The 25,765-nt window shown below is 67.4% G+C and carries 29 protein-coding genes; 2 read left to right on the top strand and 27 right to left on the bottom strand.

The window, feature by feature from the left end; genetic code table 11:
• Positions 1 to 71 precede the first annotated feature (71 nt).
• Positions 72 to 995, top strand: a complete 924-nt coding sequence (locus tag ELI80_RS13230) for a hypothetical protein (RefSeq protein ID WP_136652430.1) — start codon at positions 72 to 74, stop codon at positions 993 to 995.
• A gap of 30 nt (positions 996 to 1,025) precedes the next feature.
• On the opposite strand, the gene ELI80_RS13225 is transcribed toward ELI80_RS13230, so the two are convergent.
• The 18 genes from ELI80_RS13225 to ELI80_RS13140 form a co-directional block, all read right to left on the bottom strand.
• A complete protein-coding gene (locus ELI80_RS13225; protein ID WP_136652429.1) occupies positions 1,026 to 2,276 on the bottom strand; it encodes a polysaccharide pyruvyl transferase family protein in 1,251 nt (416 codons plus the stop codon).
• Between the two features lie 102 nt (positions 2,277 to 2,378).
• A complete protein-coding gene (locus tag ELI80_RS13220) occupies positions 2,379 to 2,714 on the bottom strand; it encodes a hypothetical protein (protein ID WP_136652428.1) in 336 nt (111 codons plus the stop codon).
• A complete protein-coding gene (locus ELI80_RS13215) occupies positions 2,711 to 3,430 on the bottom strand; it encodes a hypothetical protein (protein ID WP_136652427.1) in 720 nt (239 codons plus the stop codon). The genes ELI80_RS13220 and ELI80_RS13215 overlap by 4 nt, the downstream gene beginning before the upstream one ends.
• Complete coding sequence (locus ELI80_RS13210; RefSeq protein ID WP_136652426.1) at positions 3,430 to 3,696, bottom strand: spike base protein, RCAP_Rcc01079 family; 267 nt, start codon at positions 3,694 to 3,696, stop codon at positions 3,430 to 3,432. The genes ELI80_RS13215 and ELI80_RS13210 overlap by 1 nt, the downstream gene beginning before the upstream one ends.
• A gap of 43 nt (positions 3,697 to 3,739) precedes the next feature.
• On the bottom strand, positions 3,740 to 6,832 hold the full coding sequence (locus tag ELI80_RS13205; RefSeq protein WP_136652425.1) for a right-handed parallel beta-helix repeat-containing protein: 3,093 nt from the start codon (positions 6,830 to 6,832) through the stop codon (positions 3,740 to 3,742).
• On the bottom strand, positions 6,832 to 7,131 hold the full coding sequence (locus tag ELI80_RS13200; protein WP_136652424.1) for a hypothetical protein: 300 nt from the start codon (positions 7,129 to 7,131) through the stop codon (positions 6,832 to 6,834). Before ELI80_RS13200 ends, ELI80_RS13205 begins: the two co-directional genes overlap by 1 nt.
• An 11-nt stretch (positions 7,132 to 7,142) precedes the next feature.
• The gene (locus ELI80_RS13195) at positions 7,143 to 9,014 is read right to left on the bottom strand and encodes a hypothetical protein (protein WP_136652423.1); all 1,872 of its coding nucleotides are present in this window, start codon (positions 9,012 to 9,014) and stop codon (positions 7,143 to 7,145) included.
• Between the two features lie 65 nt (positions 9,015 to 9,079).
• Positions 9,080 to 11,119 carry a phage tail protein gene (locus ELI80_RS13190; RefSeq protein ID WP_136652422.1) on the bottom strand — a complete coding sequence of 680 codons (2,040 nt, stop codon included), beginning with the start codon at positions 11,117 to 11,119 and terminating at the stop codon, positions 9,080 to 9,082.
• On the bottom strand, positions 11,119 to 11,517 hold the full coding sequence (locus tag ELI80_RS13185; protein ID WP_136652421.1) for a GNAT family N-acetyltransferase: 399 nt from the start codon (positions 11,515 to 11,517) through the stop codon (positions 11,119 to 11,121). The genes ELI80_RS13190 and ELI80_RS13185 overlap by 1 nt, the downstream gene beginning before the upstream one ends.
• On the bottom strand, positions 11,508 to 12,116 hold the full coding sequence (locus ELI80_RS13180; RefSeq protein WP_136652420.1) for a hypothetical protein: 609 nt from the start codon (positions 12,114 to 12,116) through the stop codon (positions 11,508 to 11,510). Before ELI80_RS13180 ends, ELI80_RS13185 begins: the two co-directional genes overlap by 10 nt.
• The gene (locus ELI80_RS13175; RefSeq protein ID WP_136652419.1) at positions 12,116 to 12,781 is read right to left on the bottom strand and encodes a hypothetical protein; all 666 of its coding nucleotides are present in this window, start codon (positions 12,779 to 12,781) and stop codon (positions 12,116 to 12,118) included. Before ELI80_RS13175 ends, ELI80_RS13180 begins: the two co-directional genes overlap by 1 nt.
• The gene (locus tag ELI80_RS13170) at positions 12,781 to 14,844 is read right to left on the bottom strand and encodes a hypothetical protein (RefSeq protein ID WP_136652418.1); all 2,064 of its coding nucleotides are present in this window, start codon (positions 14,842 to 14,844) and stop codon (positions 12,781 to 12,783) included. The genes ELI80_RS13175 and ELI80_RS13170 overlap by 1 nt, the downstream gene beginning before the upstream one ends.
• Positions 14,834 to 15,139 (bottom strand): hypothetical protein, encoded by a 306-nt coding sequence (locus ELI80_RS13165; RefSeq protein WP_136652417.1) that lies wholly within the window; start codon positions 15,137 to 15,139, stop codon positions 14,834 to 14,836. The genes ELI80_RS13170 and ELI80_RS13165 overlap by 11 nt, the downstream gene beginning before the upstream one ends.
• An 11-nt stretch (positions 15,140 to 15,150) precedes the next feature.
• Positions 15,151 to 15,501 carry a GTA-gp10 family protein gene (locus ELI80_RS13160; RefSeq protein ID WP_136652416.1) on the bottom strand — a complete coding sequence of 117 codons (351 nt, stop codon included), beginning with the start codon at positions 15,499 to 15,501 and terminating at the stop codon, positions 15,151 to 15,153.
• Positions 15,501 to 15,917 (bottom strand): phage tail tube protein, encoded by a 417-nt coding sequence (locus ELI80_RS13155; protein WP_136652415.1) that lies wholly within the window; start codon positions 15,915 to 15,917, stop codon positions 15,501 to 15,503. Before ELI80_RS13155 ends, ELI80_RS13160 begins: the two co-directional genes overlap by 1 nt.
• Complete coding sequence (gene gp17 / locus ELI80_RS13150) at positions 15,910 to 16,302, bottom strand: tail completion protein gp17 (RefSeq protein ID WP_136652414.1); 393 nt, start codon at positions 16,300 to 16,302, stop codon at positions 15,910 to 15,912. The genes ELI80_RS13155 and gp17 overlap by 8 nt, the downstream gene beginning before the upstream one ends.
• On the bottom strand, positions 16,299 to 16,859 hold the full coding sequence (locus tag ELI80_RS13145; protein WP_136652413.1) for an HK97-gp10 family putative phage morphogenesis protein: 561 nt from the start codon (positions 16,857 to 16,859) through the stop codon (positions 16,299 to 16,301). Before ELI80_RS13145 ends, gp17 begins: the two co-directional genes overlap by 4 nt.
• Complete coding sequence (locus ELI80_RS13140; protein ID WP_136652412.1) at positions 16,856 to 17,185, bottom strand: phage head closure protein; 330 nt, start codon at positions 17,183 to 17,185, stop codon at positions 16,856 to 16,858. Before ELI80_RS13140 ends, ELI80_RS13145 begins: the two co-directional genes overlap by 4 nt.
• 14 nt (positions 17,186 to 17,199) lie before the next feature.
• On the opposite strand from ELI80_RS13140, the gene ELI80_RS13135 reads away from it, so the two are divergent.
• Complete coding sequence (locus ELI80_RS13135; RefSeq protein WP_136652411.1) at positions 17,200 to 17,535, top strand: hypothetical protein; 336 nt, start codon at positions 17,200 to 17,202, stop codon at positions 17,533 to 17,535.
• An 18-nt stretch (positions 17,536 to 17,553) separates the two neighbouring features.
• Here ELI80_RS13135 and ELI80_RS13130 read toward each other — a convergent pair whose 3' ends face one another.
• The 9 genes from ELI80_RS13130 to ELI80_RS13090 form a co-directional block, all read right to left on the bottom strand.
• The gene (locus ELI80_RS13130; RefSeq protein WP_136652410.1) at positions 17,554 to 18,069 is read right to left on the bottom strand and encodes a head-tail connector protein; all 516 of its coding nucleotides are present in this window, start codon (positions 18,067 to 18,069) and stop codon (positions 17,554 to 17,556) included.
• A gap of 6 nt (positions 18,070 to 18,075) precedes the next feature.
• Positions 18,076 to 18,480, bottom strand: coding sequence for a hypothetical protein (locus tag ELI80_RS13125; RefSeq protein ID WP_136652409.1), 405 nt, complete (start codon positions 18,478 to 18,480; stop codon positions 18,076 to 18,078).
• Between the two features lie 83 nt (positions 18,481 to 18,563).
• Positions 18,564 to 19,799: a phage major capsid protein gene (locus ELI80_RS13120; RefSeq protein WP_136652408.1), complete on the bottom strand. Its 1,236-nt coding sequence runs from the start codon at positions 19,797 to 19,799 to the stop codon at positions 18,564 to 18,566.
• A 10-nt stretch (positions 19,800 to 19,809) separates the two neighbouring features.
• Positions 19,810 to 20,643 (bottom strand): head maturation protease, ClpP-related, encoded by an 834-nt coding sequence (locus tag ELI80_RS13115; RefSeq protein ID WP_136652407.1) that lies wholly within the window; start codon positions 20,641 to 20,643, stop codon positions 19,810 to 19,812.
• Positions 20,621 to 21,919 carry a phage portal protein gene (locus tag ELI80_RS13110; protein WP_136652406.1) on the bottom strand — a complete coding sequence of 433 codons (1,299 nt, stop codon included), beginning with the start codon at positions 21,917 to 21,919 and terminating at the stop codon, positions 20,621 to 20,623. The genes ELI80_RS13115 and ELI80_RS13110 overlap by 23 nt, the downstream gene beginning before the upstream one ends.
• Complete coding sequence (locus ELI80_RS13105; protein WP_136652405.1) at positions 21,919 to 23,619, bottom strand: terminase large subunit; 1,701 nt, start codon at positions 23,617 to 23,619, stop codon at positions 21,919 to 21,921. Before ELI80_RS13105 ends, ELI80_RS13110 begins: the two co-directional genes overlap by 1 nt.
• A 1-nt stretch (position 23,620) precedes the next feature.
• Positions 23,621 to 24,136 carry a hypothetical protein gene (locus ELI80_RS13100; protein ID WP_136652404.1) on the bottom strand — a complete coding sequence of 172 codons (516 nt, stop codon included), beginning with the start codon at positions 24,134 to 24,136 and terminating at the stop codon, positions 23,621 to 23,623.
• 31 nt (positions 24,137 to 24,167) lie between these two features.
• The gene (locus ELI80_RS13095) at positions 24,168 to 24,548 is read right to left on the bottom strand and encodes an HNH endonuclease (RefSeq protein WP_136652403.1); all 381 of its coding nucleotides are present in this window, start codon (positions 24,546 to 24,548) and stop codon (positions 24,168 to 24,170) included.
• Positions 24,549 to 24,645: 97 nt separating this feature from the next.
• The gene (locus tag ELI80_RS13090) at positions 24,646 to 25,398 is read right to left on the bottom strand and encodes a hypothetical protein (RefSeq protein WP_136652402.1); all 753 of its coding nucleotides are present in this window, start codon (positions 25,396 to 25,398) and stop codon (positions 24,646 to 24,648) included.
• Positions 25,399 to 25,765 lie beyond the last annotated feature (367 nt).

Here is a 25,765-nt window from a genome sequence, read left to right as displayed (position 1 = left end):
AGACGCAGAGACTTACCTTTGCCGAGGCAAGGCAGTGTGCCTTTGAAGAACCGCAGAAGAAGAAGGCTATCATGAGAGAGTTGATCATAATTCGGACTCACTACTACTGCGAGGCAACCGAACGTTTGTATCATTACCTCAAGAATACATCTAACCGCGACGTAGCTTTCATTTGTGATGAAACAAACGGAGCAGTTGATGTTGGAACCGGGAAAGTAAAGCTCTCGATTTCCGAACAATCCGCCAAAGATATGGGATTGTACGCCCCTCCTAACTTCGGCTGGCTTTGCGGCGATTATTTTCTTTACGCCGCTGCACAACTTCTAAACGCTTACGACAGGTATTGGATGATCGAGTCTGATGTCAGGCTCAGCCTTCCCTCCAGCGCAGAGTTCTTTGACAACTTCTCCGACGAACATCACGACTTCCTGGCATTTCACACATTCAGAGCGCAAAGTAATTGGTATTGGCATGCCCCGATGTGTTATTTTGAGCCAGAAGTGTATGCGTGTCTTTTCCCAGTTGTAGGCATAAGTAGGCGAGCTGCTAAGTTCGCCTTTCAAGCCCGCAGGCAAATCTCACAGTCTTTCGATGACGTTGTCCCAATTGGCCAGACTCGTAGATGGCCCAACGATGAATCTTTCTTGACGTCAATTCTGATGGCTAACGGCTTCAACTGCAACAGCTTGGACGCCGGACCGGTAAAGTATAGAACAAACGCCTCCTTCAATGTCGGCCTGCCGAAATCAGAACGGCGAATTTCCGAGCAGGAGCCAACGGGGCTCTTCTATCACCCAGTTCACGCAGGACAAAGGTTCGTCTCGAAGGCGAACACTTGGCTGAACACTTACACTTACAACAAAGCCTCAAAAGAACGGCTCGCGGAAGTTTTCCACAATGGGTTTCTTCAAGACTTGCAGTCTGAAGCTTCGGACCAAGACGTTCTTGCATTTGAGTCCCGGCTTCGCCAAGCGATCGATAGCGCTCCTACTTAACTAAAGGTCGCTTCGCAGCGCGACAGTCGCTCACTGGAGGGTCGCAACGGCAAATCTGCCATCTTTACCGATGTGACCATCGGGTCGGACTAGAATGGTACCGTTCCGCAAGTCAGTTTCCCCGATTCTCACGTCAGACAGCAAAAACTTCGTCGCTTTTGAGAAATCAACGTTACCAGGGTACCAGAGCAACTGCGCTTCTCGGTTAACGTCGAGGTACCGCTGCCCCTCCACTAAATCTGCGCGGCTAGGTTGATGAGCCGCCGAGGCCAGAGTGATCGCGAGATATGTTGGTTCGGGTGAGTTCACGAAAACCCTTGAACGGAGCTTTGCCACTTTCGCCGTAAATTCGTGCCATGTGTGGGTGCCATCCTCGGTCTCTGCACTTCCACTAGACTCAAAAAACACGTGAGCAGGCGAAAGCATTCTAGAAGTCCGAAAGTCCCCACGAACCTTCGTATCGTGATCAACGAGCTGCATCGGAAAGGCTGACCTCAGATCGGCTTTGCTTGCTGTGCATCTCCTCGGCTCCGCGAGCGCGAGCATATCGTCAAGCGAAACGTTGAGGAGGACCGGCGCAAGCTGCCCATTCTCACAAGTACTGAACCAGTCAAGAAACTTCCAATTCCACACTTCGGAACTGTGTCCAGATATCCAGAGGTACGGCTTTCCTAGCGCAGCGGCGAATATCAGACCGTGCAGGCTTTGCGAAAGCACAACCTGAGCTTCAGATATCCTCCGCAGAGGTTCCAGGCTGTCATCCATCATATCTACTACACAGAACTCTGCGCTGTGCCGAGCGCGGTCCCATTTATCGCTATGAAATCCCGTATGATGCGGCACGATAGCGGCGCGATATTTCGATGTCGCGGGAACGTCAACGAGTTCATCGACGAAAATGCCGGGATCACCGAGCGGCAGATCAGGAAGCTTGTATCCTAGGCCGGACAGGTACTCTACGGTTTTCCGCCCTCTAAGAGCGTGTACTTTTGAAGAATCAATTCCCGGGATACCTGCCTTCGGGTCCAGCACGCCCGAGCCCCAGATGTTGGACTTCCTATTGGCCATGAAGAAAATACTTCCAATGGCCAGAAGGTGCTCTTCACCAGCTTCACTGACCCGCCCCTGCACCCCGAAACTCTCTTGCAAGATATAGCTGGTGATTGCATCACCACAGTTGCGGATGACGTTGTAGTACCGGAACGGTATGGTCGGCTGGCCTGAGACTGCTCTGGCGCGGATGGCAGGGGGGCTCTCTTTCGTCTTGAGCTGGCTGTCCACGGCTGTTTTCTACCCTGCTGGTTGAACTCTTATGATCTCCCAACCAAGGGTTCGGACCGGAGTCAAGACCAGCTTCAGCATAATGCCGTCCTTGCATGACGATCATGCCCGCGTCTCCTTGATCCACGCTCCAACAGCGGCCGTCAGCATCACCGCCACCGGCCACCAGCGGTCGCCCGTATAGAAGCACCCCACGCCGACCAGCGCCGTGTCCACGAGGCCGTCTCGCAGCGCGCCGCCGCGCCGCATGTCGCCGTGCTCCTTCGCCGCCCAGTAGAGCGCCGCCAGCCCCAGCCGGGCCGCAGCCGCGGTCACGCCCAGCAGCCCCTGCAAGGCCGCGCCGAGCATCACGTGGCCCAGCCCGATGACGGCCCATTGGTAGCTGTCGCCGTCTGTAGGAGCGGCGACGATCGCCAGCAGCCGCCGAAGCGCGTTCACGGGGCGATGCCGTGCTTGGCGACGAGGGAGCGCCGGACGGCCAGCATGGTCGGTTCGCGTTCCGGCGCGCCGTCCGTGATGACGGACAGGACTACGCCCGATCGGCCGATGAAGCCGAAGCCAGTCGTCGCCCCATAGAGCAGGTTGATGGTGAAGTCGGTCCAAGCATTGGCGGCGCTTTCCCGCAACACGCCGTCCACCCAGTAGCTCGCCTTCCCGCCTGCCAACTCGATCTCGAACAGGTGCAGGGCGTTGCCGAGGTTGGTTGGGCTGACGAGGAACGCCTGCGCGCCCGCCCGGGACAGAAGCAGGTTGCCCTGCGTCTGGTGGATGCGGCCGAAGTTGACGGGGGACGCGCTGCCGAACAGTCGGGGGTCGGGAACAGAAGCGGGGTCGAATGCAGCGACGATGAACAGGCGCGTTCCCACCATGTCGGCGGGGTTCGCAAGTACCAGCCTGAGGTCCTGGCTGGTCACGTTCAGCAGGTTGCCCGTGCGCGTGATCCCTGTCGCACTGGCCGTCGCGTTGAACAGCGGCCCTGCGCCGCCGCGGTTAGCGATGCTCGTGACGTTGCCGTTGCCGTCAAGCACCGCATCTTCGGGGTCATGGTGCAGCGGGATCTGCTCCATGCCCGTGCCGTACCGCGAGGTGATCGGATCGGCGTTCGCGCTGGCCGGGCGCAGATGCGTCAGGCCAAGGCCGAACCCGAACTGCATCACACCCACCCGGTCAGGCCGGTCGCCGTCGTCCCGGTCGCCCGGATCCGGCGGGCAAGAAGCGGATATGTCCCCGGCGGCAGGGCAGCCGTCGTCTGCACCGCGTTGTTTTCGGACGAGACCCACGACAACGTGCCACCCGCGTTCAGCGTGATCGCACGGATGTCGGTCGCCAGATCGGCGCCATCGGCAGGCGTGATCGGAAACGATCCCATCGCCGGGCCGAGCGCGGACTTGCCGTAGGTGTGAAGGGGATTCAGCGCCATCGTAGGGCCTCCTGGTTGATGCTTGTGGGTGCTTTCGGGCGCGTTACGCGAGGGTCGTCCTCATCTCCGACCAGTCCGTCCCGGCCACGTGTCCATTGCCGGTCGTCAGGCGCAGCCAGCCGGTCACGGCATAGCCCGACCGGATGACCGGAACCGGCGCCATCACCGTTTGGCCCGCGAGATAGTGGCCGGACGCGGGCATGGCTGCGGCCGTGCCAGACGTGATCCCCGTGACCTTGTTGAAGTCGGGGCTCGTCTTATCGGTGTTCACCCGCACATAGATGACCGGGACGTTGCCGGGCACCACGCGGACGCCACCGTTTGCCGCGTTGTCGCCGATCCCTGCAAAACTGCCGTGCAGGGTGACGGCGGCGGGCGTATGGGAAACGCCCCCACTGACGACCCGCGCGATCGACGACAGGTTCTTGTAGGAGCCGCCGTCCAGGATGACCTGGGCGCCGTTGTCGACCCGGTAGGCCACCTTGTCGGTCGCCGAACCCCAGCGGCCGTTGGGCCCGCGGGCGGGGTGGAGATGGAAGGGATCGCCGTCGATGTCGTTGTTGCGGAAGGTCACGACGCCTTGTCCGCGCACATCGAACGCCCGGTCGCCCCGGACGTGCATGGCACGATTGCTCTCGTAGGTCAGGCCGTCCCAGTCCGTGACCGCCCCCTCCATGAAGCCCCAGACCTCGAACGGAGTCGTCGCGCCGTAGCTCAAGTTCCCGGACACCCGGACGCTTCGCATGGTCCCCCGCACCGCGATGTGCGTGCCGTAGAAATCCTCCTCCAGCACGTCTCCGGTGTAGGGGCCGACGTTCTGCACATAGCGTGGGCCGTAGCCGTAGTCGGTGTAGTTGGCGGTCGGTTCGAGCGTCCTCATGCAGATATTGTTGGCGATGACGATGTTCAGGTTGCCGACCAAGTTGCCTTCCTTGTGGAAGTAGGGGGCGGGCGCGTTGACGCCGGTTCCGTTGCTGTTCCAGACGTAGCTGCCATCTGGCAGAGAGCCCATCTTTCCCAGAGTGAGCCCGCCGCTGTAGGTGGGATCGGAGCTGTCACCTACGGCGATATAAGCGCACTCGTTACCCGCGCCGCCAAACCGGATGCGCCTGAACACGTCGGTCACGATGTTGTCGGTGATGACGTAGTTGATGCGCGGGATTCTTCCCCGGTTGTCGCCCCAGGATGCCGATCGCAGGATTTCGATGCCGCGGATGTGCGGCCTTCGGACGATGTTGTGGGATACGATCAGGCTGTCGTAGCCGGTGCCGTAAATGCCTTGGCTGTCCTCGATCACGTTTCCGGTGATGATGGCTTGGCTGGGCAGAACATTGTCCGCCGTTCGGGAAAAGACGATGGAGTCGTCTCCGATCTGACGGAAATAGTTGTTCGTAACCTTGAGACGAGAGGCATTCACGAGGTGGGCGCCGTCGCGTTGAGAACGATCAAAGTAACATTCAGTCACAGTGACGTCCTGCACGCCTGAGAGAACGAGGCACATCTGGCAGATGTTGCTGAACCTGACGCGCTCCACCATGACCTTTCGGTTGCCGACACCGAATGCAGCCGCGTGCGAACTGTCGCCCCAGAACCCGTTGGCACCCCAATCCGACACGATCCCGAAGTCGGCTAGGCGCAGGCAATCCAGCGATGAACCGACCTGCTGTGAAAACATCGGTTTCGGGGTCCCGGCGGCGATGGCGGAATCCGCGTAATACAGCGTCGAGACGAACATGCCCTCGCCGACGATCTCCAGTGTCCCGTTGCTGGCGATCGGAACAGCGATGGTCGTGCCAGGTGGCTTTTCCACATAGAACGACCCCGCGTTGATCCGCGCCTTTGTTGCGCCATTCGCGCCCGCCCACGCCAGCATCGCCGTCAGCAGGGCACGGCAGTCCGTGCCGGTAAACCTGATCCCGTCCGCGTTCATAGTGACGCCAGAAACCGCGCCCCAGTGGCGCAGCGACGGAATACCCTCAGGAACCCAACGCACGTTCCCTTGCGTGGTCAGCGGTACGTTCGCGGTACTCGCCCCGGACGAAAGCCGCTTATACTGCAGCAATTCGCCGTCATGGAACACGGAAATGCGACCAGCTGGAGCCGGGATACGCGCCGCTGCCGCCGCATCTCGTGAGACAAAAGCAACGCTTTCCGCAGACGCTTTCCCCAGCGACAATTCCAGCGTTGCTTCCTCGATCAAGATCGAGCCAATGCGGATCTGCGCCGCCCCAGAGGCGCCATATCGAACTCCGAAGCGCGCATAGGGAACCCCCGCCAATCCCGCAGCGGTATAATCTGCACCGAAATCGGCCGTAGGGGCGAATGTCGCGCTCAGCGTCACTTCGTTGCCGTCCGCTGCAACGCTCTGATCCGCCCCACCGTAGTAGGTCGAATTGGCCATGTTCCCGCTCAGACCGATAGCGACCAGGCTCAGAGGAACATTTGGGAGAGGACCGGAGATTACACGGAGCTTGGCGGTTACGCGGTACGCCGCGCGGCCCCACGGCGACACGCCGCGTGTCAGAACGTTGTTGCCCACCGCCGTCGGACGCCAATCAGCAGAGGTTCCGAAAACCGGGTCGTCCGTAACTTGCGTCAAGCCAGCCAGCGACACTGTTCCCGTAGGCAAGCCGGTTCGCGTGGTCGTCCAGTTGCGCAGACCCGAGTGGAAGGACCACGGCTGGCGAGCCGCTGTATTGGCGAAATCGGCAGAGGCGGACTCCGCGCCAGCCCGTGCAGTCTCGGCCCCGGTGCGCGAGGTGGACGCATCTCCCGCCGCGGTTTGTGCCGCTGTCACGCGAGTGTCGAGTTGCGCCTGCACTGCCGCGACCGCGCCACTGGCAGCCGGACCAGCCGCCGCCTGAGCTGCCTGAGCTGCTGCGGCATCGATACGAGGTTGCGCCTCGGCGATTGCCGCCGCGGCCGCGGCCGGGGCCGTTTGCTCCGCGGCAGTGGCAGCCGCCTGCCCTGCCGCGTTGGTGATCGTGGTTTCGATGCGCGGCATCGCCTCGGCCACGGCGTCGGACGCAGCCGTGCGCGCGATCTCCTGGGCCTGGTCGCGCAGCTCGCGCACCTGGTCCAGGGTCGAACGGCCGACCGGACGCTCCTGGCGGGCAAAGACAAGCTCGATCGGCATCAGCAGCGCTCCACGGTATTGAGGACGAATTCGCCCGCGTTCTCCTGCGTGCCGTCAGACCACGTGACCTCGACGGTGGCGCGGCGGGCGCGGGGCGGCAGGTCCAGCGCATTCACGTCGAACAGCACCGCCCCCAGCAGGACGTCGGGAACGGTGCCAAAAACTGTCAGGCAGGCGGCGGCGGTGTTGACGTGCAGCGCCACGGTGCAGCCCGACAGGTCATAGGGCGTGCCATCCTCCTGCAGCAGGTTGACGACGATCGGCCGCGTGTCGCCGCGGGTGTGGGTCTCGGTGGCCATGCCGGGCTCCGTCAGGGAATGTCGATCAGGAAGCTGGACAGCGGCAGGCCCGGCACGCGGTGATACAGGTCCCGATCGTCGTCGGTGATGACCTGCCCCTGCCGCGCGTGCTGGGCCCAGCCCCACGGCCCGCCGACCTTCATGCCCCGCACGCTGCGCGGCGCGAACAAGGCCAGCTGTCCGTTGCTCTGGAACTCGCCGTAGGCCATCGGCACCATCGCACCGTCGTCGCCCTCGATCACGTAGATGCCGTAGGGTGCGGGGCCCGCCGCAAGCGGCGTACGGGGCACGAAGCTCGCGGACATGCCCGAGAATGACAGAATCAGCGTCCGGCCGTTGTTCTGGGTGCCCGCCGCGATGACCTTGGGCCCGGTCCGATTGGCCTGCCCGTGTGCGATGTTCGCCCAGGACCGCGCAAGCCGCGCGCCAAGGATCGCGTAGGCGGTGTCGTAGTAGTGCAGGTTGTTGTGCAGCCGCGGCATGTCATACAGCTCGGCCCCGAGCGTCGCGTAGCTGACCGACGCGATCGCCGCGAGGTATGCGTTCCGCACGCGCGATGCGCCGAGGTCGACCAGCCGCTGCTCGAACCCGCCGATCATGCCGACGAGGAACTTCATGTTCGGATATGTCGCGCGGATATGGCCCCATACCCGCACAATCGTGTCGCGCAGCTGCGCCACCGTCAGGCGATCGAGGTACATGGCACCCACGTCGGATTCGCCCTGCACCCAGAAGCACCACTCGGGCGCCGGCGCGCCGTCGGACACGGCCGCCGCCACCGCGTTCATGTAGGTCGTCAGCGCCGGGCCCGGCGTGTTGTTGGCCGCGTTCCACCAGTAGCTGGTCTGCCCGGCGTCGACGGACCGGCTGTCGATCGCGGTGCCGCCGGTGGCGCCCTGCACGGACCGCACCGACCTGTTCAGCGGCGTGGCGATCCAGTTCCGCAGCGCCCACGTGAAGCCGCCGAGGCCGCCGTACATGTGGGCCTGCTGGGCGTTGGACTGCCCACCCCAGACGATCGTCATGTCATGCGTGGCCCGGCCGGTCGAATAGGCAGGGGCAGGCCCGGCGACGGTGCTGATGACGGTGGCGCCTGCCAGCTTCATCACCCGCACGACGCTCACGCCCGCGGCGGTCGCGACGTTGCCCGACGTGCCGACGTAGTTCTCGCGGGCCACGACCTTGTCGCCTGACCGCAGGGACAGCAGCACCTCCGTTCCGGGGATCATCTCTGCGCAGTCCAGCGTTCCGGCCGCGCCCGTCATCTGGATGGTGCACTGGTCGAACACCGGCTGCACCTGGCAGGGCGTCGGGCCCGATACGATGAGCGGCTGGCGCGACCCGTAGATGCTGCGGATCGGCAGCGGGTCGACATGGGCCGGAATGGCCGCGTCGGTGACCGGGAAGCTGCTCGCGAGAAGCCTGGACTCGCGCACGTCACGCGACACGACCTGCGCAACGCCCTCGCCGTAGCGCAGCAGATAGGACGTCCCGCGGCGCAGCGGCGCCGCCAGCCCGCGCCCGTCGGCATCGACGATGGTGGCCGTCCGCACCAGCCCCTGCTGGTCGGTCAGCGACAGCGCAGGCGCGGGCACGGTGCTGTCCGCGTTCGGCGTGAAGAAGAAGGTCTGCCCGATCACCGGAACCTGCTGCAGCCCGGTCAGCGTGTAGCTGCTGCCGTTGCCCGTCGGCTCGGCGCCGTAGGTCAGCACCCCCTGGTAGTTCGGGTTGCCGGCGGACGGCGGGGTCAGGTCGTTCAGAAGGTCCCGAAGATCCTTCTTGGTGGGGTTGTGCACCCCGCTCGTCGGATCGCCCATGGGCAACGGGTTGGCGGCGTTGAACACCGTGAAGTCACGCAGCACCTCATTCGGGGCTTTTGCCATGGCAGTTCCTCGATATGGAAAAGCCCGCGCAAGGCGGGCGATCGTTCAGGTGTTCGGGCGGCAGATCAGCTCGCGATCTGGACAGGCCCGGCCGGCGGCGAGGCGACCGACGATCCGTTCAGCGCGACGACCCAGTAGAACCAGGTCGTTCCCGCCGGCTGGCTGCCGCGGAACGTCGACATCAGCCCCGGCGTGCCGGAAACGTCCAGCACGTGCGACGCGCCCGTGAAGCTGTTGGCCTGGCTGCGGAACACCCGTGCCTTCCAGAAGTTCTCGGGCGGGTTGCGCCAGGTCATCTCGACGCCGCCGGTGCCCACCCGCGCGAACTCGGACGGCGACGCCGGAACGTTCGGGTTCGCCACGATCGTCACAGCCCCCGCGCGTTGCCACGCAGCCTGGCCGCGCCAGCGGTAGCGCACCGTGTAGACCTGCTCATTCTGAAGAATCCCCGTCTCGGCCGAAAACCTGTCGCCGCCCATCGTCGTCCACGGCAGCGCGGCGGTGACCGCCACGTCGCCCTGTGCCACCTGCGCCTCCAGCGTCAGGTCGCGCCGGGCGACGGCGTTGACCGTCAGCCGCAGCTTGCCGCCCCACGTCTCGCCACTGACCCTTACCGGCACCTGCGTCAGGCTGGCCCCCGCCGGCACGGGCCCCTGTTTCGACGACTGCGCCAGGCCGCCGGCGGGCGTCGAGACGGGACGCTCCTCGACTGCAGCATTCCACCCGTAGGGATTGGCGATCGAGGCGATGCCGATCTCGCACCAGCGGCCCGCCACGTCGAACCGGTGGCTGGTCACCTCGAACACGTCGTCCAGACCGAACTCCGGCGCCCGTACGCGGATGGTGTGGATGCCGTCGCCTTTCGGAAAGCGGGCCTTCATGCCGACAAGGTTCGTGGTCAACGTGCCGGTCATCGCGCGGCGGCGCTTGGCCCAGATGATCTTCAGCAGGCGCTGCATCTGCGAACCGCTGGGGCACATGTCGATGTCGATCTGCTCGACCCGCTCGCCCTGCTCCGCCAGCGCCGCCGCGTCGCGCAGCTCCGGCACGTCGATGGGCTGGTACTTGTGGGCCGGGCTGACGAACGATCCCTTTAGCACGTTGAAGTCGGTGAACGGGTCGAACCCGTCCTCGACGGACAGCTCCATGATGTCGTCGGCCGTGATCGTCACGTCCGGGTCCGACCAGGCCCCGCCGAGAATGCCGACCTTGCCTTCCGGCGTCTGGTAGACCTGCCCGTCGCACGTCGCCAGCATCCGCGCGGTCACGTCCTTCGGCGCGTCGTCCAGCGAATAGGTCCCGCACAGCCGGTAGCGCGTTTCGGTCCCGCCGGCGCGCAGCGGCACGCTCTGCTGGCAGCGGACCGAGAACGCCCCGAACGACGCATCGTCGATCGCCGCGGCCGGGATCCGCCAGCCGTCGGGATGCGTGAAGTAGTCGCGGATGATCAGCGCGGCGTTTTCCGTGTAGACCAGTGCGCCCGCCATGTCCCGGACCCGGCTGCCATGAACCTCCGCCTGCAGCACCGTCTGCGGGCCCTTCGGGAACACCTTGGCGAACTGCTCCTGGCCGGGATGGCTCATCACCACCAGCATCGTGGCCTGGCCCTGCAGGCGGTGGTTCGGCGTCCACAGCTCCGGGAAGGCGGCCTGCACCGACGGATAGCCGCCGCCAGCCCCCGCGCCGTCGAAGAACAGCATCCGCAGGTCCGGCGAAAACGGCGACGTGGTCACCTCGCCATTCGCGTCGACCGTGACCGGCTCGCCGTCCACGTGGAACGCGCCCAGTCCGTGCAGCTGGCCGTGGTGCAGGACGATGATCTGGTACAGCTTGCCGTCGTCGGTTTCCCAGAACGCCCGGATGCCGCCCAGCAGCACCCGGCCGTAGGCCCGAATGCGCGGGCTGTCGGTCTGGTTGATGTTGGCCTGCACCTGCTGGCGCGGCACGTTCTGACGGGCCAGCGCCTGCGATGCCAACGACCAGCCGACGGACCGCCCAGCCGCGAACAGCGCAGAGGTCAGCGCGGGCGAAAGGCCGAACACGCTGAGCGACCCGGCCCCGAGCGCGGCCGTCGCCCACATGCTGACCGCCGTGAAGATCGCCATCAGATACTCCGCACCCACGCCTGCTCGGCGCGTCGATAACCCAGCCGGGCGAGGTCCGGGCCATCCACCCCGGTCGAAAGCGTGACGAACGCGGCGCCCTTCTCGCGCGCCCAGGCCTCGTAGGCGCGCAGCAGCCGTAGGCCGGACCCGTCGGCGGCCCACCAGCCGTGCTCCACCGCCATCGGCACGGGGCTGATGACGCTGCGCTGGATCGAGGCGGCGAGGAAACCGCCTGCGGATACCCACACCGCCCCGTCCGGGCTGGCGATCAGCGATGCCAGCGTCCGCGCGGTCCACGCCCGATCGACCGGCACCGGTCCACCGACCGCGTCGCGCAGCGCCTCGACCATGCCGACGATGGACAGGATGTCCGCCGCCGTCGCCGATCTCAGACCCATCGGGTCTCGTAGTTCGTGTAGAGCGGCAGGCGTTCCAGTCCCAGGTCGCCCGGAAACCGCGCCTTCTGGTCCGCATCGGTCCATCGTCCGCGGGGCGGCGCATTGCGGCGGAAGAACAGCCCCTCCGCCTCCAGCGTCAGGGTGCGCTCGCTCGGGCCGCTGATCTTGTACGGCATGCGCTGCATCGTGCCCGAGAACATGACGAAGGGTGACCCCAGCGGCTGCCCGCGCAGGATCTCCCCGCCGCCCGCCGTGAAACCGGCTGTCGCCTCCATCGCGAACAGTTGCGCCGAAACCGTCACCGTCCGATCCCGCACCCGCGACTTGGCGTTCAGCGCCAGCGCCAGCAGTTCCGGCGTGCAGGCCAGCGTGAAGGTCATGGGCTTCGCCGACAGGTCATAGGCGGTGTCGATCCGCGACAGGCCGATCAGGTCGCCCAGGCCCTGCCAGCGGAAGCCGCCGGCGTCGAGGTCACCGAACCCCGTCCACCAGCGTTTCGCGCCATCACGGAAATCCATGAACACGAGCGCGGCCTGGCCGACGCGCCCCGTCCGCAGCGCCTCGTCCGGGATCGCCAGCAGGTCCTCGCGGGCGCCCATCAGACCGCCTCGACGAAGCGGCAGGTGACCCGGCCCACACCCTCCGGCGTGTACTCCATGTCACCCGCAGGCTCGGCCAGCCGCATCAGGCAGACCGGACGATCGAGGATCAGGGCGGCCGCGGTGAACGCCTGCCGCAGCGGCGGCTGGATCATCAGGTTGGACGTTCCGCCAGCATCCTGCCAGTGTTGCTGAACCCGGTGAAGCCGCTCGCCCAGGCTGAAGTACTGGCCCGGGCGGATGCCGGTCGAATTGACGGCGCTGACCCTTATCGTCGTCGCCCGCAGCGGGGCCGGCGCGGCCAGTTGCATCAGCCCGACAGGTCCGGTCTCGAACCCGAAATGCTCCCACGCCTGCGCGTCCGCGAACCCGGCCATACGGTCCCAGGGCGCCTCCCGGCCGCGGTTGTCGCGTGGCCGGTACCGCGACCAGATCGGCACCAGCGTCGTGCCCGCGCCGCCCTCCATCTGTGCGATGAATGCCTGCCACGCCAGTTCCTGCTCCTCGCCATGAATGACGAAGCTGCCGGTGACCTCCCATCGCGCCCCCAAGCCACGGACGATCGTCTCGACCCCGCTGATGGACAGCTGCGGCGCCTGCACCTCGCCGACCATGCGCGGCTGCGCCGATGTCCAGCGCGCAGTGTAGGGCCACGTGGCACGCATCAGCCGTTCCTCTTGTCGTGATCGGCGACCCAGCCCGGCGCCTGGGATTTTGCCTGCGCCAGGATCCTTTCGCCGGCAGCCCGCATCTTCGCGTCCAGACCGTCGTCCCCGGTGGTGCCGCGCAGATCGATCGTCATGTTCATGGCCGCCGGCCCGCGGTCCTGACGCAGCAGGCGGCTGGTCTCGGTCGAATTGTAGACACGCGACCCGCCGGGCATGCTCACCAGCTCGCGCCCCCGCTCGCCCACGAAGGCTAACCCGCCCGAAAAGCTGCGGACCCCGTTGGCGAACCCGGGGATGCCTGCCAGCGCGGCAGAAAGGGGATCTGCCCCGTTCCCGAACAGCGCCCCCCAGATGCCGTCGAACAGGCTGTTCGTGGCCTTGTCGGCAAGGCTGTCCACCAGACCGGCAATTGCCGACTTCATCGTCTCGGCACCCTTGGCCACGGACTTCACGGCCGCCGTGAACTCGCTTCCGAACCCCTGCACGCCGCCGGTCATCTCGTCGATCCACGACGGCATCCGCCATGCGCCGTCGACCGCGGCCGCTATCCCGGACGCCGACGCCTGCACCTGCGGGGAAGCGGCATCGATCCCGCGCACGAGCCCCTCGCCGATGTTCTGGCCGTAGCCCTCGAACACCCGTGACGGCGAATGGATCTCCAGCGCCTCGCGGAAAGGAACGGACACCTGGCTCGCAAGCGCCCGGGCCCGCTCGGCCAGCGCGCCGCGCTTCGCATCCATGCCCGCGACCGCGCCCTCCACGATCGCCGCGCCGATGGCCGTCCCATGGGCTCGTGCGGTTTCGGCAATGGCGCCCATCTCGTCGACCATCGCCCGCAGCTGCTCGGGAATGACGGTGCGGCCCTCGCCGGCCTTGGCGATCATCTCGTCGATCGCGGCGATGAACGGACCTGTCACGCCGCTCATGTCGGTGCCGATGATCAGCTTCAGGTCTTCCCAGTTGGTCTTGAGATCGGCGATCGCGCTGTTGCCGCGTTCGATCGCCTCCGGGTCGATCGTCGCCGCATCGGCCAGCGCCTGCGACGCCGCGGCAGCCTCTTCGTAGGACGTCGCCGTCTGCTCAGCGACCGCCGCCGCCTCGCCTGTGGCAGCCGCCAGGAACTCGTCCTGGGCCTTTATCTCGGCCAGCTTGGTGATGATCGCGTCGAGATTGTTCAGGTAGGCGCGTTCCTCCTCGGACCGCCCGCCACTGGCATCCGCGATCTGGGCGTATGCCTCGCGAAGCCGGATCGCCGCATCGATCTGTGCGCTGAGGTCGGGCGCCTGGCGCAGCTCCATCATGGCGGACCGCAAGGCCGCACCCAGCTTCGCCGCCTCGTCCGTGGTCGCGCGCAAGGGGCTGACCAGCCCGAACTCCGATGCGAACATCCGCGGCTGAAGACCGGCCATCACGTCGGCGTTCTCGTCGAGCAGAGCGGTGGCCTCGGTCAGGCCCGCCCTGATCTCGTCGACCATTCCGATCCGCGCATTGGCCGCGGCCGACCGCAGGATCGGACCCATCCGATCGGCCATCGATCCGAAGCGCTTCTCGAGGTCGCCCATCGGCGACAGGGCGTCCTGGACCTTCGACTTGTAGATGTCGAAGGCACCCGACAGCTCCTTCACCGCGTCGGACAGCCTCTTCGCGCCGTCCGCGCCGGTGAACAGCTTCAGGACGAACGGGGCCAGCAAGCCCCCGGCGACCCCTAGGGCGACACCCATCGGACCCAACGCCCCCGAGACTGCCCCGATGATGTCGGGCAGCTGCGTTCCAACCGCCCTGACCCAGGCATCGATCCCGCCGCCGGACGCTTGCGCCTGTTCGCCGATCTGGCGGAACTGCCAGCCGAGGTTCTGCAGCGTGTTCTTCTCGATCAGGGGACCGGCGTTGCGCTGAAGCGCCCCCAGCCCCTCGCCGGCCTTGCCCACTGCCTTGCCGGCTTCGTCGGCCGGAACCTTCAGCCCGTCGAGCTGGCGCTTCGCCGCATTCAGGCCGGCGCTGAAGTCCGCGCCCTCGAGGTTCAGCCCGACATACAGGTCACCGACCACGCTACCGGCCATGCCGCGCCCTCCATTCGTCCATCGTCATGGCGGGCAGCCCGGATCGCAGCGACGCCAGCCGATGCCGCACGTCTATGTCGCCGCCGGACGCGCGCCTGTCCCTGAGCAACCGCGCCAGCCGCGGCAGCCTGGCCGACCTGAACAGCATCGCCGTCAACCAGGCCCCGGTCACCATCCGCCGGGATTCGCTGTCCTCGCGTTCGGCCCGGCCCTGCATGTGCAGCAGGTACAGGCGTGGCGTCAGCGCCCAGAACGCCTCGGGGTCGAACCCTGCAGCGGCGTAGTCGGACAGCATCTGCGCAATATCTACGGCCGCGCGGTGGCGGCCGTCGCTTTTTTTTCGGCGTCGTCCCCCGACGGCGGCGCCGACGCGGACAGGGCCGAAAGGATGGCGGCCCGCGCGCCGGCCCCATCCTCGTGCAGCAGGTCGCCGGCCCCCTCGATCGTGACGCCGGAATGATGGCGCCGCAGGCTCGCCCACAGGATTGCACGGATGTCGCGCATGAATGCCTGCGGGGCGGCCATGCGCCCCAGCACGCCGGCCGCAGGCTCGCCCAGCTCGGCCTCCAGTTCGCACATGGCGTTCATGTCCATGCGCAGGACAAACTGCTGGCCCGCGATCACGGCGCCCACGTCACCCTTCATCGCGTTGGCCATCAGGGGGTCACCACGCCGGACAGGCGGAACGTGGCCTCGGCCGTCATCTTGTCCTGGACCGGTGCGCTCCGCGAATAGCCCGACAGGTAGCCGCTGTAGGTCTCGGGATCAGCCTCGGGCAGCGTCACCTCCACCAGCACCTGTTCGCCGCTGTCACGGATCGACTGCAGCAGCAGGTCGGTTGCCGATCCCGGGACAAGGTTCATCGGCACCGTCATCTCGCCGCTGTCGATCAGGCCGGAAATGTACTGCCGGCGGCGGCCCGGGCTTTCCATGTGGGTGACCTCGACCTCGTCGATCTCGTCGACCGGCAGCTCGATGTCGCCGACCAGGGCGAGCTTCGTCCACGTCGGCGTTGCGCCGCGGCCGACCCGGACGGTCGTCCCGTAGCCAAGCACTCCTGCTGCTTCAGGCATTGTCGTTCCTCCAGTTGATCATGAAGTCCAGTGAGACCCGTGGCAGCAGGTCGGGGTCGGCATCCGCCAGCCCGTCCCGCGTCCCCAGATGGAATATGCCCGCGAACCCTCCCCCGCGGTGCCCGTCCAGATGCCCGGTCAGGGCGTCGGCGATCGCGACGGCGTCGGCGTACCGATCGGCATAGCAGTCCGCCTGCACCCGGCCCTGGAACAGCCCGTCGGGGCCGTCCTGCGTGTGCCCGTCCGATCCGCTGATCGTCTGCAGCACCACGAACGACCCCGCGCTGGCCTGCGGATGTTCCATCCAGTCCACGCCGCCGGGGGCAAGCTGTCCGACGCCTTCGCGCACCAGCGCGCGCAGCGCGACCCGCAACGCCCCGCTCAACCGCGTGCCGCCCGCTTGGCCGCCCGCGCCAGGACGCGGTCGATCTCGGCCCGAAGTTCGGTGGCGATCCTGCCGATCATCACGCCGCGATGCTGGTCCCACGCGGGCCTCATGTAGGGGTCGGCCGGCATCACGCCGGACGACTTCCCGGTCTTCCTGCTGCGGCGCAGGCCCGTGCCGAACTCGACCCACCTGGCGTGCCGGACGCCGGCGGCAGGCCCGATGAACACCGCCGCGCTGAACTGTCCGGCATTGGCCTGGTTCGCCGCGCGCTGCGCCGCCGCAGCCTCGTCCCTCGATCCGCCGGCCTGCATGGTCCGGGCATAGGCCGCGCGGCCCGCGCCGCCGCTGCTCACCGTCGTCGAGATGACGATGGACCGGTCGAGCTCGCCCGAATGAACGGGCGTCATCGACCGGATCGTGTCCGCCAGGGGCTTCGCGGCGTTCCGCAGCGTCCTTTCCAGCGCCCCGCGCTGCACCGCCATGCTCATGTGGCCGAGCCGGTCCTTCAGTTCAGCCATTCCCCTGATGGAGACGCTGCCCTTGACGGCGGTCATGCTGCCGCCTGCGCGCTGATCTCGAGGAACGACCGCCGGGACCCGGTTTCCTTCAACCCGATGATCTCGTAGGTGCGGCCGTCGCAGACGAGCCGGTCCGTCGGCCGGATGCCGGCGGTGAAGCTCGACCACCGGACCGTGAACCGCGTCAGGACGGCGGCGCGCATCGAACCCGCCGCGAAGCGCTCGGCGTCCGACATGTCCCGGCGGGCAGCCCACACCGGCGACCCGTGGGGGCTATGCGGACCCAGCGTCTGCTGGTATCCGTCGTCCACGACCTCCGCCCGCAGGAACTGAACCCGGCGGTCAAGCTTGCCAGCATCCATGAAGGACACCCCCTGTGAGATTGGTTCTTGCCGCGGCCTGCCTCTTCGCCGGTCCAGCCCTCGCCCTTGACTGCCCGAGCGTCACCGACGACGGCGAACGCCTCGCCTGCTGGGACGCGGCAGCGGGGGAAGGCTGCGCCGTCACCGACTGGACCGCGGCGGAATCGTCGATCGGGGCGGTCAAGCTGTCGGGCGCGGCCAGCTGCAAGGCAGGCTTGGTGACCATCCGCCTCTATGACGGCGACCGCTTCGTGGGCGCAGGTCAGGCCGTGATCGAGGGGTTCGCGTTCCAAGCCTATATTGATGGCCAGGCAGCCGACCCCCGACCTCTGTTCAGCATATCCGAATAGGCTTCGGTCGTCCGTCCGTCACAGCCGCCGCACGCGGAACGGAAACACCAGGTCGTCGAACCCGTCGGGGATCGCGCCCACGGCCCGGTCGTCGTACCAGCGCGCCACCAGCAGCAGGATCGCCTGTTTCAGCGCGTGAGGCACCGCCTGCGCGGGTCCGAACCCGGCCGTGAACGTGACCGACGCCGGCCGCCCCCAGCCGCCCAGTGGGACGATCGCGGGATGCGCCAGGCTTTCGTGCCAGCGCCAGGCGAGGTCGCCCGCAAGCAGGTCGGTGTGGACGACCGCAGTGACGGTGCAATCCGGGAATGGCAGCTGCAGCCGCTCGCCGACGGCCGTCACGTCGGCGCGCCAGGTCTGCGTCACGAGGCAGCGCCCCAGGACGCCGTGGTAGCCGTCGAGGTGGCTCACCGCGGCGTCGAGGTAGCCTTGGATCAGAAGGTCATCCTCGTCGCTGTCCACGCGGCACTGGACCTTGGCCTGGGCCAGGGTGACCGGCAGCTCGCGCGGGGGCGCGACGAGGACCAACCTCATGGCGGATCACCGATCCGAGGTCTTGCCGGCGGCCGGGACGTCCGCCGCCGCCGCGCGGTCGCCGTAGACCGACATGTCGATCCCCTCCCCCGCGAAGTCGGGATCGACCGGGTTCGACTTCTTGGCGTCGTTCAGGTCGATCGCGTTCTGCAGCGCGGTCGTGCCCGCGCGCGGATTGGCGTCGATCGCCTCGTGCGCCAGGTTGACGCTCCCGGTGATCGCGGGCTCGACGATCGCGCCCGACGGGTCCTCGAAGGTCGTGGCCGGCGCGGGATCGACGATCGCGCCGGGCGCGTCCGCAGCCTTCTGCGCGGGCGTCCTCGCCGCGGTTTCGGCGGTCACCCGGGGCGCGGCCTCGTGCGGCGCGGCGGTCTTGACCGAAGGCTCGGTCGTGGTGTTCTTCGCAGCCATGTCGGCCTCCTTGAAACCAGGGTGGACCGGGGGCGACGCCGCCCCCGGCGCGGCCGGGACGAGCCCGGCAGGCCGAACCGCGATCAGGCGGCGGCCATCCGCAGGACGCGGAGCGCGTTTGGGTCGATGACGCCGCCGCCGACCCGCTTGGTGGTGTAGAAGTGCACGAACGGCTTGTTCGTGTAGGCGTCGCGCAGCACCCGGATGCCGAAGCGGTCGACGATCAGGTAGCCGCGCTTGAAGTCGCCGAATGCCACCGGATAGGCGTTCACCGCGGGGTTCGGCATCGCTGCCATCTCCGTGACCGGATAGCCCAGCAGCTGCGACGGCTCGCCCGCCTGCACCGACGGCTGCCACAGGTAGGCGCCGGTGGTGTCCTTCAGCTTCCGCGCGGCGGCCAGCACGTTGCGGTTCATGACGAACCGCGCGTTCTGCGACATCGACTGAGGCAGCGCGTAGATCAGGTCCAGCATGTTGTCGGCGGTGATGGCGGTGGCCGAACCCGCCACCGTAGTCGGGATCGCGCCGGCCGGGTGGACGTTCGCCGCGCTGCCGCCGGTGGCGTAGGTCAGGAAGCCGCGGGGCTTGTTGACGCCGTCGCCGGCCACGAAGGCGATGCCCTCCTGCCGCGCGAACTCCGTCTCGACCTCGTTGGCGATCCACTCTTCCAGGTCGACCTGCGCGTCGTCCAGCAGCTGCTGGCTCGCGGCCGGGTTCGCGTAGAGCTCGCCCGTGATGAAGTCCAGCGGCGCCAGCGTGCCGGTCGAGGTCATCGGGCGCGCCGCCGTCTCGCCGACCCAGCCCGAGCCGAAGCCGCCCAGGTTGTACAGCTTGCGGAAGCCGCTGCCCGAGATCTCCTGCACGCCCGCGATCTGGCGCATGGGCGACACTTCCACCAGCTTGTTGGTGATCGTGCGGTCCCATTCGACCGGCGCGAGGAACCCGCCCTCGGCGTCGGTGCCCTTGGTCAGCGCGGCCGACACGGTCTCGCGCTTGAACCACGCCTTGAACGCCGTGCTGTACTCGGCGTCTACCGGGCCCTCGCTGCCGCCGCCGCCGACCTTCAGCGCGGTGATCTGGGCGGCCTGGTCGTCGACCACCTTATGCAGCGCGTCGACCGCGGCGTTGATCTTGTCGACCTCGGCCGTCTTGACGACGTCCTCCTGCCCCTTCTTCAGGGCCTTCACCTCGTCGGCGTGCGAGGACTTGAACGCCTCCCACGCCTGGTTCAGGGCGGCCACCGCCGCCTTCGGGTCGCTTGCGTCGGCGCGCACGTCGAGGATCCCACGCGTCAGCGCGGGGCGTTGATGCATGCTCATGGTGTGTCCTTTACCGCTTGAGCGTTTCCGTGAGGGACCGCAGCTCGGCGGTCCAGTCGTCAGCGCGCGGCGTGACGTGGGCGGCAGCGCCGGGCGTGCCCCCCGTGACCTCGGCCAGAAGCGCGCGGCGTTCCGACCGGGATACATTCTGCTTGGCCAGCAGCGTGTCGAGCCGGCGCAGCGCCGACTTCGTCCCGCCCTCCTGCCCGACCGCGTGGATGTCGGCGGCGAGGTAGCCGTCGGCGAGACCCGCCTCGACCGCGTCCTCGCCGTTGAACCAGGTCTCGTTGTCCATCCAGCCCGCCGCGACGCCGCGCTCGGTCCCGGCCTTGTCGGCATAGACCGCCGCCATCGCGTCGTCGAAGGGCTCCATCGTCTCGGCCGCGTCGGCCAGGTCGTGGCGGTTGCCCACCGCGACCACCCAGGCGTTGTGCACCATCAGGAACCCGGCCCGGCCGATCAGCACCTGGTCGCCCGCCATCGCGATCACCGAGGCGGCGGACGCCGCGAGCCCGAGGATCCGCACCGTGATCTTTCGGCTGTCCTGCCGCAGCAGGTTGTAGATCGCGACGCCCTCGAAGAAGTCGCCGCCCGGGCTGTTGATGTCGACGATCACCTCGTCGGCCTTGATCGACCGCAGCGCGGCCGCGATCCGCTTGGCGGTGACCCCGTCGCCGTACCAGTCCTCGCCGATCTGGTCGAGGATCGTGATGACGTTCGCCGCGTCGCCGCCCTCGGCGCGCAGCTCCGGCTTCCACTCGCGCAGCAGCGCGGGATCGGGCTCGTAGGCCTGCACCTTCGGCGGGCGCGACAGCTTCAGTTCAGGCGTTGCGCGCAGCGTCATCCTGCTCTCCTGTTTCCGTGGCGCCGGCCGCCAGCGGCAGGTCGTCGCGCTCGCCCAGTTCCATCAGCCCCCGCACCTCGTCCTGGTGCATCCACGGGTGGTGACCACCCGAGCCGAGCGCCCGGGCGTAGAACTCGGCCTGGTCCTTCATGGACCCGCGCAGCAGCGCGCCCGCGTTGAACCGGGCGTAGTACCTCTCCTGCTCGGCCGTCGTCAGCAGGTCGCGCGCGATCGCCTGTTCCCAGGCCGTGAACCACGGGTTGAGCCCGTAGCGCACGAACAACTGGCCCAGCACGTCGATCCCCGTGCCCCAGCTCGTATCGTCGACCATCAGAAGCGGCCGGGGCACACCGAAGATGCGGGCGATCTCCTCGATCTGCATGCGCCGCTGCTCGACATGCTGGCTGTTCTGGGCGGTGGCGGTGAAGGGCTTGGCCTCCATCCCCTCTTCCGTGATCATCCAGCTGCCGGCCGCGTCCGCGCCCTCGTGCTCCTGCATGCTGGCACGAAGCCGGTCATAGGCCTCCGCCGACAGCTTCTTGTTGGCCGGCATCGACAGCGCGCCGCCGGTCAGCATCCCCTTCTCGAACAGCCGCGCCGCCGCCCTCTCCGCCTGCAGCGCAAGCCCGATCGCCTCGGCCGCCTGCCGAACCAGCGCGCGTCCGCGGATCCCGTCCAGCGAGAAGCCGCGCAGGTGAAAGACGTCGTCGGCGCCGAACACCCGCTTCGCGCCCTGCGGCGGCTGGTATTCGTACCGCATCGACCAGTCGTCGTCCTGGCGGATCGTCAGCCGCGCCGGCGTCAGCGGCGCCAACCCGATCACCTGCGGGCCGCGCTTGATCTTGATCGCGACCGCGTCGCCGTGCAGCAGCACCCATGCCTGCATCAGGCTGCGGAACTCGTAGGCCGTCTGCCAGCCGTTCGGACGCCGGTACAGCACCGGGAACAGCGGGTGGCCGGTCGCCTTCTCGCGCGCCTCGCCCTCGCGGTAGAGGTGCAGCGGCAGCATGGCGATGCTCGACGCCAGCAGCGACACGCTCCGGAACACCGCCGTGTTCCGCATCGCCGTCTCGACCGTCACCGTCGCCCCGCTGGCGGTCGACGCCGCGCCGCGCAGGAACGGCAGAAGGTACGGATCGTCGAGGCCGCTGAAACCGGATCCGAACGCCTGCACGGACCCCGTGCGCCCCGCCGCTGCCGGCACCGCCGGCGCGACCGCATGCGCATGATCCGCGCCCCCGAACAGCCGTTCGGAAACGCGCCCCAGCAGGCCCATCAGACCCTCAGGATCCCGCGGGTCTCGTAGACCGACGGCCCGAACGATTCCGGGTTCATCATCATCAGCACCGCCGCGTTGAGTGTCGCCATGACGGGGTCGATCTTGGCCGAACCCGCCGCCTGTTTCGTGATCAGGTAGTTCGAGCCTCGCAGCTCCATCTTCGCGTTGCCGACGGCCCAGGCCATGATCCCCTGCCCGCCGTGGCGCATCCGCCTGTCCTTCAGCTTGCGCGGCAGCGTCAGCACCGCGCCCTGCAGCTTGTAGCCCTGCCCCACGCTGTTGAGCATGTCGGCCGGGATCCCGCGGCCCTCGATCTCGTCCAGCAGCGTGCCGACGCCGAACGCGTCCAGCCCGATCGCCGCCGCCTCGGGCAGCAGCCCGGCCCCGTGCAGGCGCTCGCAGATGTCCGCGATCTCGCGCGCGTCCTGGTCGGTATCCTCGACCAGCACCAGGTCGCCGTCGCGCATGAAGCCTTCCAGCGTCGGCGCGATCTGCTTGCGCCGCTCGAACACCTGCGGCTGCGCCCAGGCCCGCCCCCAGTGAAGCCAGTCGCGGGTCCCCCGCTCCCGGCCGATCACCGCGAGCGCCATCAGGTCGTCCAGCCCGCCCCCGTCGATGCCCACGGTGACCACCTCGCAGCGGGCGATGATGTCGTCGAGCGTCAGCGCCGGCTCTGCCGCCTCCAGCCAGTACTCCGCCGCCGGCCAGCGGTCCGCGGCCAGCGCAAGTCCCACCTCGACGTTGAAGTGCTGCGACGCCAGCAGCGCCAGCGCCTCGGCCCCGGCGTACTCGGCCTTCACCAGCTCGGCCCGCAGGTAGTCGGCGCTGACGGACCGCCCGAGGTTCGGGTTCACCATCGGCCAGGTCCGCTCGTCCTTCCAGCCGCCGTCGCGCGAAATCTCGAGCGGCAGCTCGTAGAGCACCGGCAGGACCGGCAGGGCCAGCTCGCCGTCGCGCACCGCCCGCGCCTCGGCGAGCTTCGTCTTGAACACGCCCGCGGGCGGCGTCTTCGACTGGGTCGTGATCGTCAGCAGGAAGCCCTCGGGCCGCGATGCGAGGCCGCCCGTGATCTCCGTCATGACCTCGGCCGCCCGCGACATCATCGCGAAGACGTGCAGCTCGTCGATCAGCACGTAGGCGGCCTTCGTCCCCGTCACCACGTCGGGCGCCGCGGACTTGACCAGCAGCACCGCCCTGGTGCGCCGATGGGTGATCCGCTTGAGGTGCTCCTGGATCTGGAACAGCTTCATCAGCGCCGCGTCCAGCCGGATGATCCCCGCCGCCTGGCTGAAGCTGATGTCAGCGATCTGGATCGTGGGCGCGATCAGCAGCAGTTCCGCCGCCGGCCGCTCGTTCATGATCAGGGCCGTCACCATGATCGCGGCCGCGATGGCGGACTTGCCGTTCTTCTTCGGCACCAGCAGGAAGAACTCGCGCAGCGCGCGCGTCTTCGTGTCCGGGTCGTACGAACCGAACACGACCCGCACGAAGTCGAACACCCACTCGTCGCATACCTCGCCGTAGGTCGGCGTGCCGATGATGTCCGGCACCCGCAGCCGCTTGAAGATCCGCAGCGCCTTCTCGGCGACGGCATCGTGCAGGGGCAGGTCCGGCACCATGCTCCGGCCCTCGCGGATCCGGTCCTTCCAGTCCGGCACCGCTGTCGACCAGCTGGCCGCGGAAACGGGCGCCGTCATCTCAGTTCAGCTTGCCGGGCTCGAGGTCGTTGTCCCACCACGTGCCCTGTCCTGCCGTCGCGGCGTCCCGGTCCGCCTGGTCCTTCTTGCCCGGCGCGACCTGCCTGGCCTCGACCGGCCGTGCCGATCGCCGCGCCGGCTTCGGCTTGTCGCCGAACGCCGTCTCGAGGATCGCCAGCTCGGCCTTTTCCGCCGCGGCCAGCACCGCCTTGATCGCGGTCACGTTCCCCTTCTCCGCTTCCCGGTTCAGCAGCAGCAGCGCCTTCGCCTTGCTCTCGGCAACCGCCTTGGCCCGCGCCGCGGCGAGGCTGACCCGGCCGGATTCGAAATAATGCTTGTTCAGCGTTGGGATCGAGATCCCCAGCTCGGCCGCGATCGCGCCCTTGCCCATTCCCGAGACCAGCAACTCCCTGACGCGGCTCACATTTTCCGCCGTCGCGACGTGGCCCGTCCGCCCGACCTCGCCACGGCGGTCCGGGATGGGGTCGCCCAGCAGGTCGAAAAACCGTTCGCCCAAGAAAAAATCTCCGGATGAGGGGGGCGCGGGTCTAGGCGGTGGGGTGCCCTGGACTTTTGCCCCACCCCCCTGCCCGGCGCTCGGCGGCCTGCTTGGCCCGGTCGTGGCAGGCCTTCCTCAGGCATTGCAGGTTGGACGGGTCCCAGAACAGCGCCTCGTCGCCGCGATGCGGGCGGATGTGGTCCGCGACCAGCTGCGAGCTGTCGGCTTCCATCAGCCCGCAGCCGCAGCGGCAGGTGAACCCGTCGCGCACCAGCACGTCCCAGCGGAGCCGCTGCCAGCGCGCCGTCTTGTACCACGCGCGCCAGGCTAGGACCTTGTCCCGGCGTTGATCCCGGTCCGCACCAAGCGGCGCGGCGATCCGGCGCGGCGCGGACGACGGGCGCGATCCGACCTGCGTCAACCGGCCCATCCGCACCCCCGAAACGCGAGCGCCCGGAGGAACTGGGTTCCGTCCGGGCGCACCGATAGATATTACCGATTTTCCTCTCATGGACGGACCTAAGCGGTCAAGAGGTTTTTTCGCCCCGATACCCGATCATGCGATCCAGCGCGGCGCTGAGAGCCTCCAGCAGCGCGGCGCGGGTGGGTCCCTTGCTTGCCCATCCATGCGCCTCGAGTACCTGCGACAACGACCGCTCGCCCAGGCAGACCATGTCCACCAGCACTCGATCCGGGATGGTGCGGCGATCCGCGCCGCCGCGCATTGACGGCCGGACCCGCCGCACGACCATCGCCGCGCCCGTGCCGATCCGCCGCCGCAGCGCCTCGATCTCGCGACCCTCGGCCAGGTACGCGTCCATGAAGTCGATCCCGGTCCCGCCCGACACGCCGCCATCGAGCCGCGTGCCCCGGATGCCGCCGGCATCGTGGCGCTGGACGAGGCCCTGGTAGTGCCGGCCGATCGCGATCTGGCTTGCCGTCAGCGGCGCGTCTTCGCCCCGGCGCTTTGCCCCCACCATCATCAAGTCAAAGGCATCGGTGGCGCGGATGGGGTTCCAGCCCGCGAACCCGCCATCCTTCTCGATCCACTTGTCCTGCCCGCGCTTGTCCACGCCATTGGGCAGCAGCTCCGACTGCGGCTCGACCTTGAACGGCCCGCGACCGGGCGCCGGGATGATCCGCCCGCCGCACTGGGCGGGAACCGCTGCGCCGGCGACCAGCTTGGCCGCGGATGCCACCTGAGCCATGCGCTGCCGCGCGGCTTCCGGGACCCAGTCCAGGGCAGCGTCCGACTTCAGCTTGGGCGTTGGCTTCAACATCTTGCGTTCCCTGTCCATCTTTCCACCAGTTCTTGTTCTTCGATGCTGTTCTTCAGGGAGGTCAGGGAGGATGAGTTACTGTTCAGGGAGGATGCAGGGAGGATGATTGAACGTGCCAAGTTGCTGTTAATGCTGGTGAAAACGGGTGTCAGGGAGGATAGGGAGGATAATTCCGACCTACGCATGTGAGAGACTGTCTCCCCTCGCACCCTTTCCCCTTGTCTCGCGTTCGCGTACGCGTAACCCGGATTTATCCTCCCTATCCTCCCTGAGCCTCGCAACGTCTTGATGAGGCTGGCAAATCCCCCTTCCCCGTGCTCCCTGCATCCTCCCTGCAGGGAGGTTCATCCTCCCTGATCGAAGATCC

This window comes from Paracoccus aeridis (genome assembly GCF_004923205.2).
GTDB lineage: Bacteria > Pseudomonadota > Alphaproteobacteria > Rhodobacterales > Rhodobacteraceae > Paracoccus > Paracoccus aeridis.
This window is presented reverse-complemented; position numbering and strand designations above follow the sequence as displayed.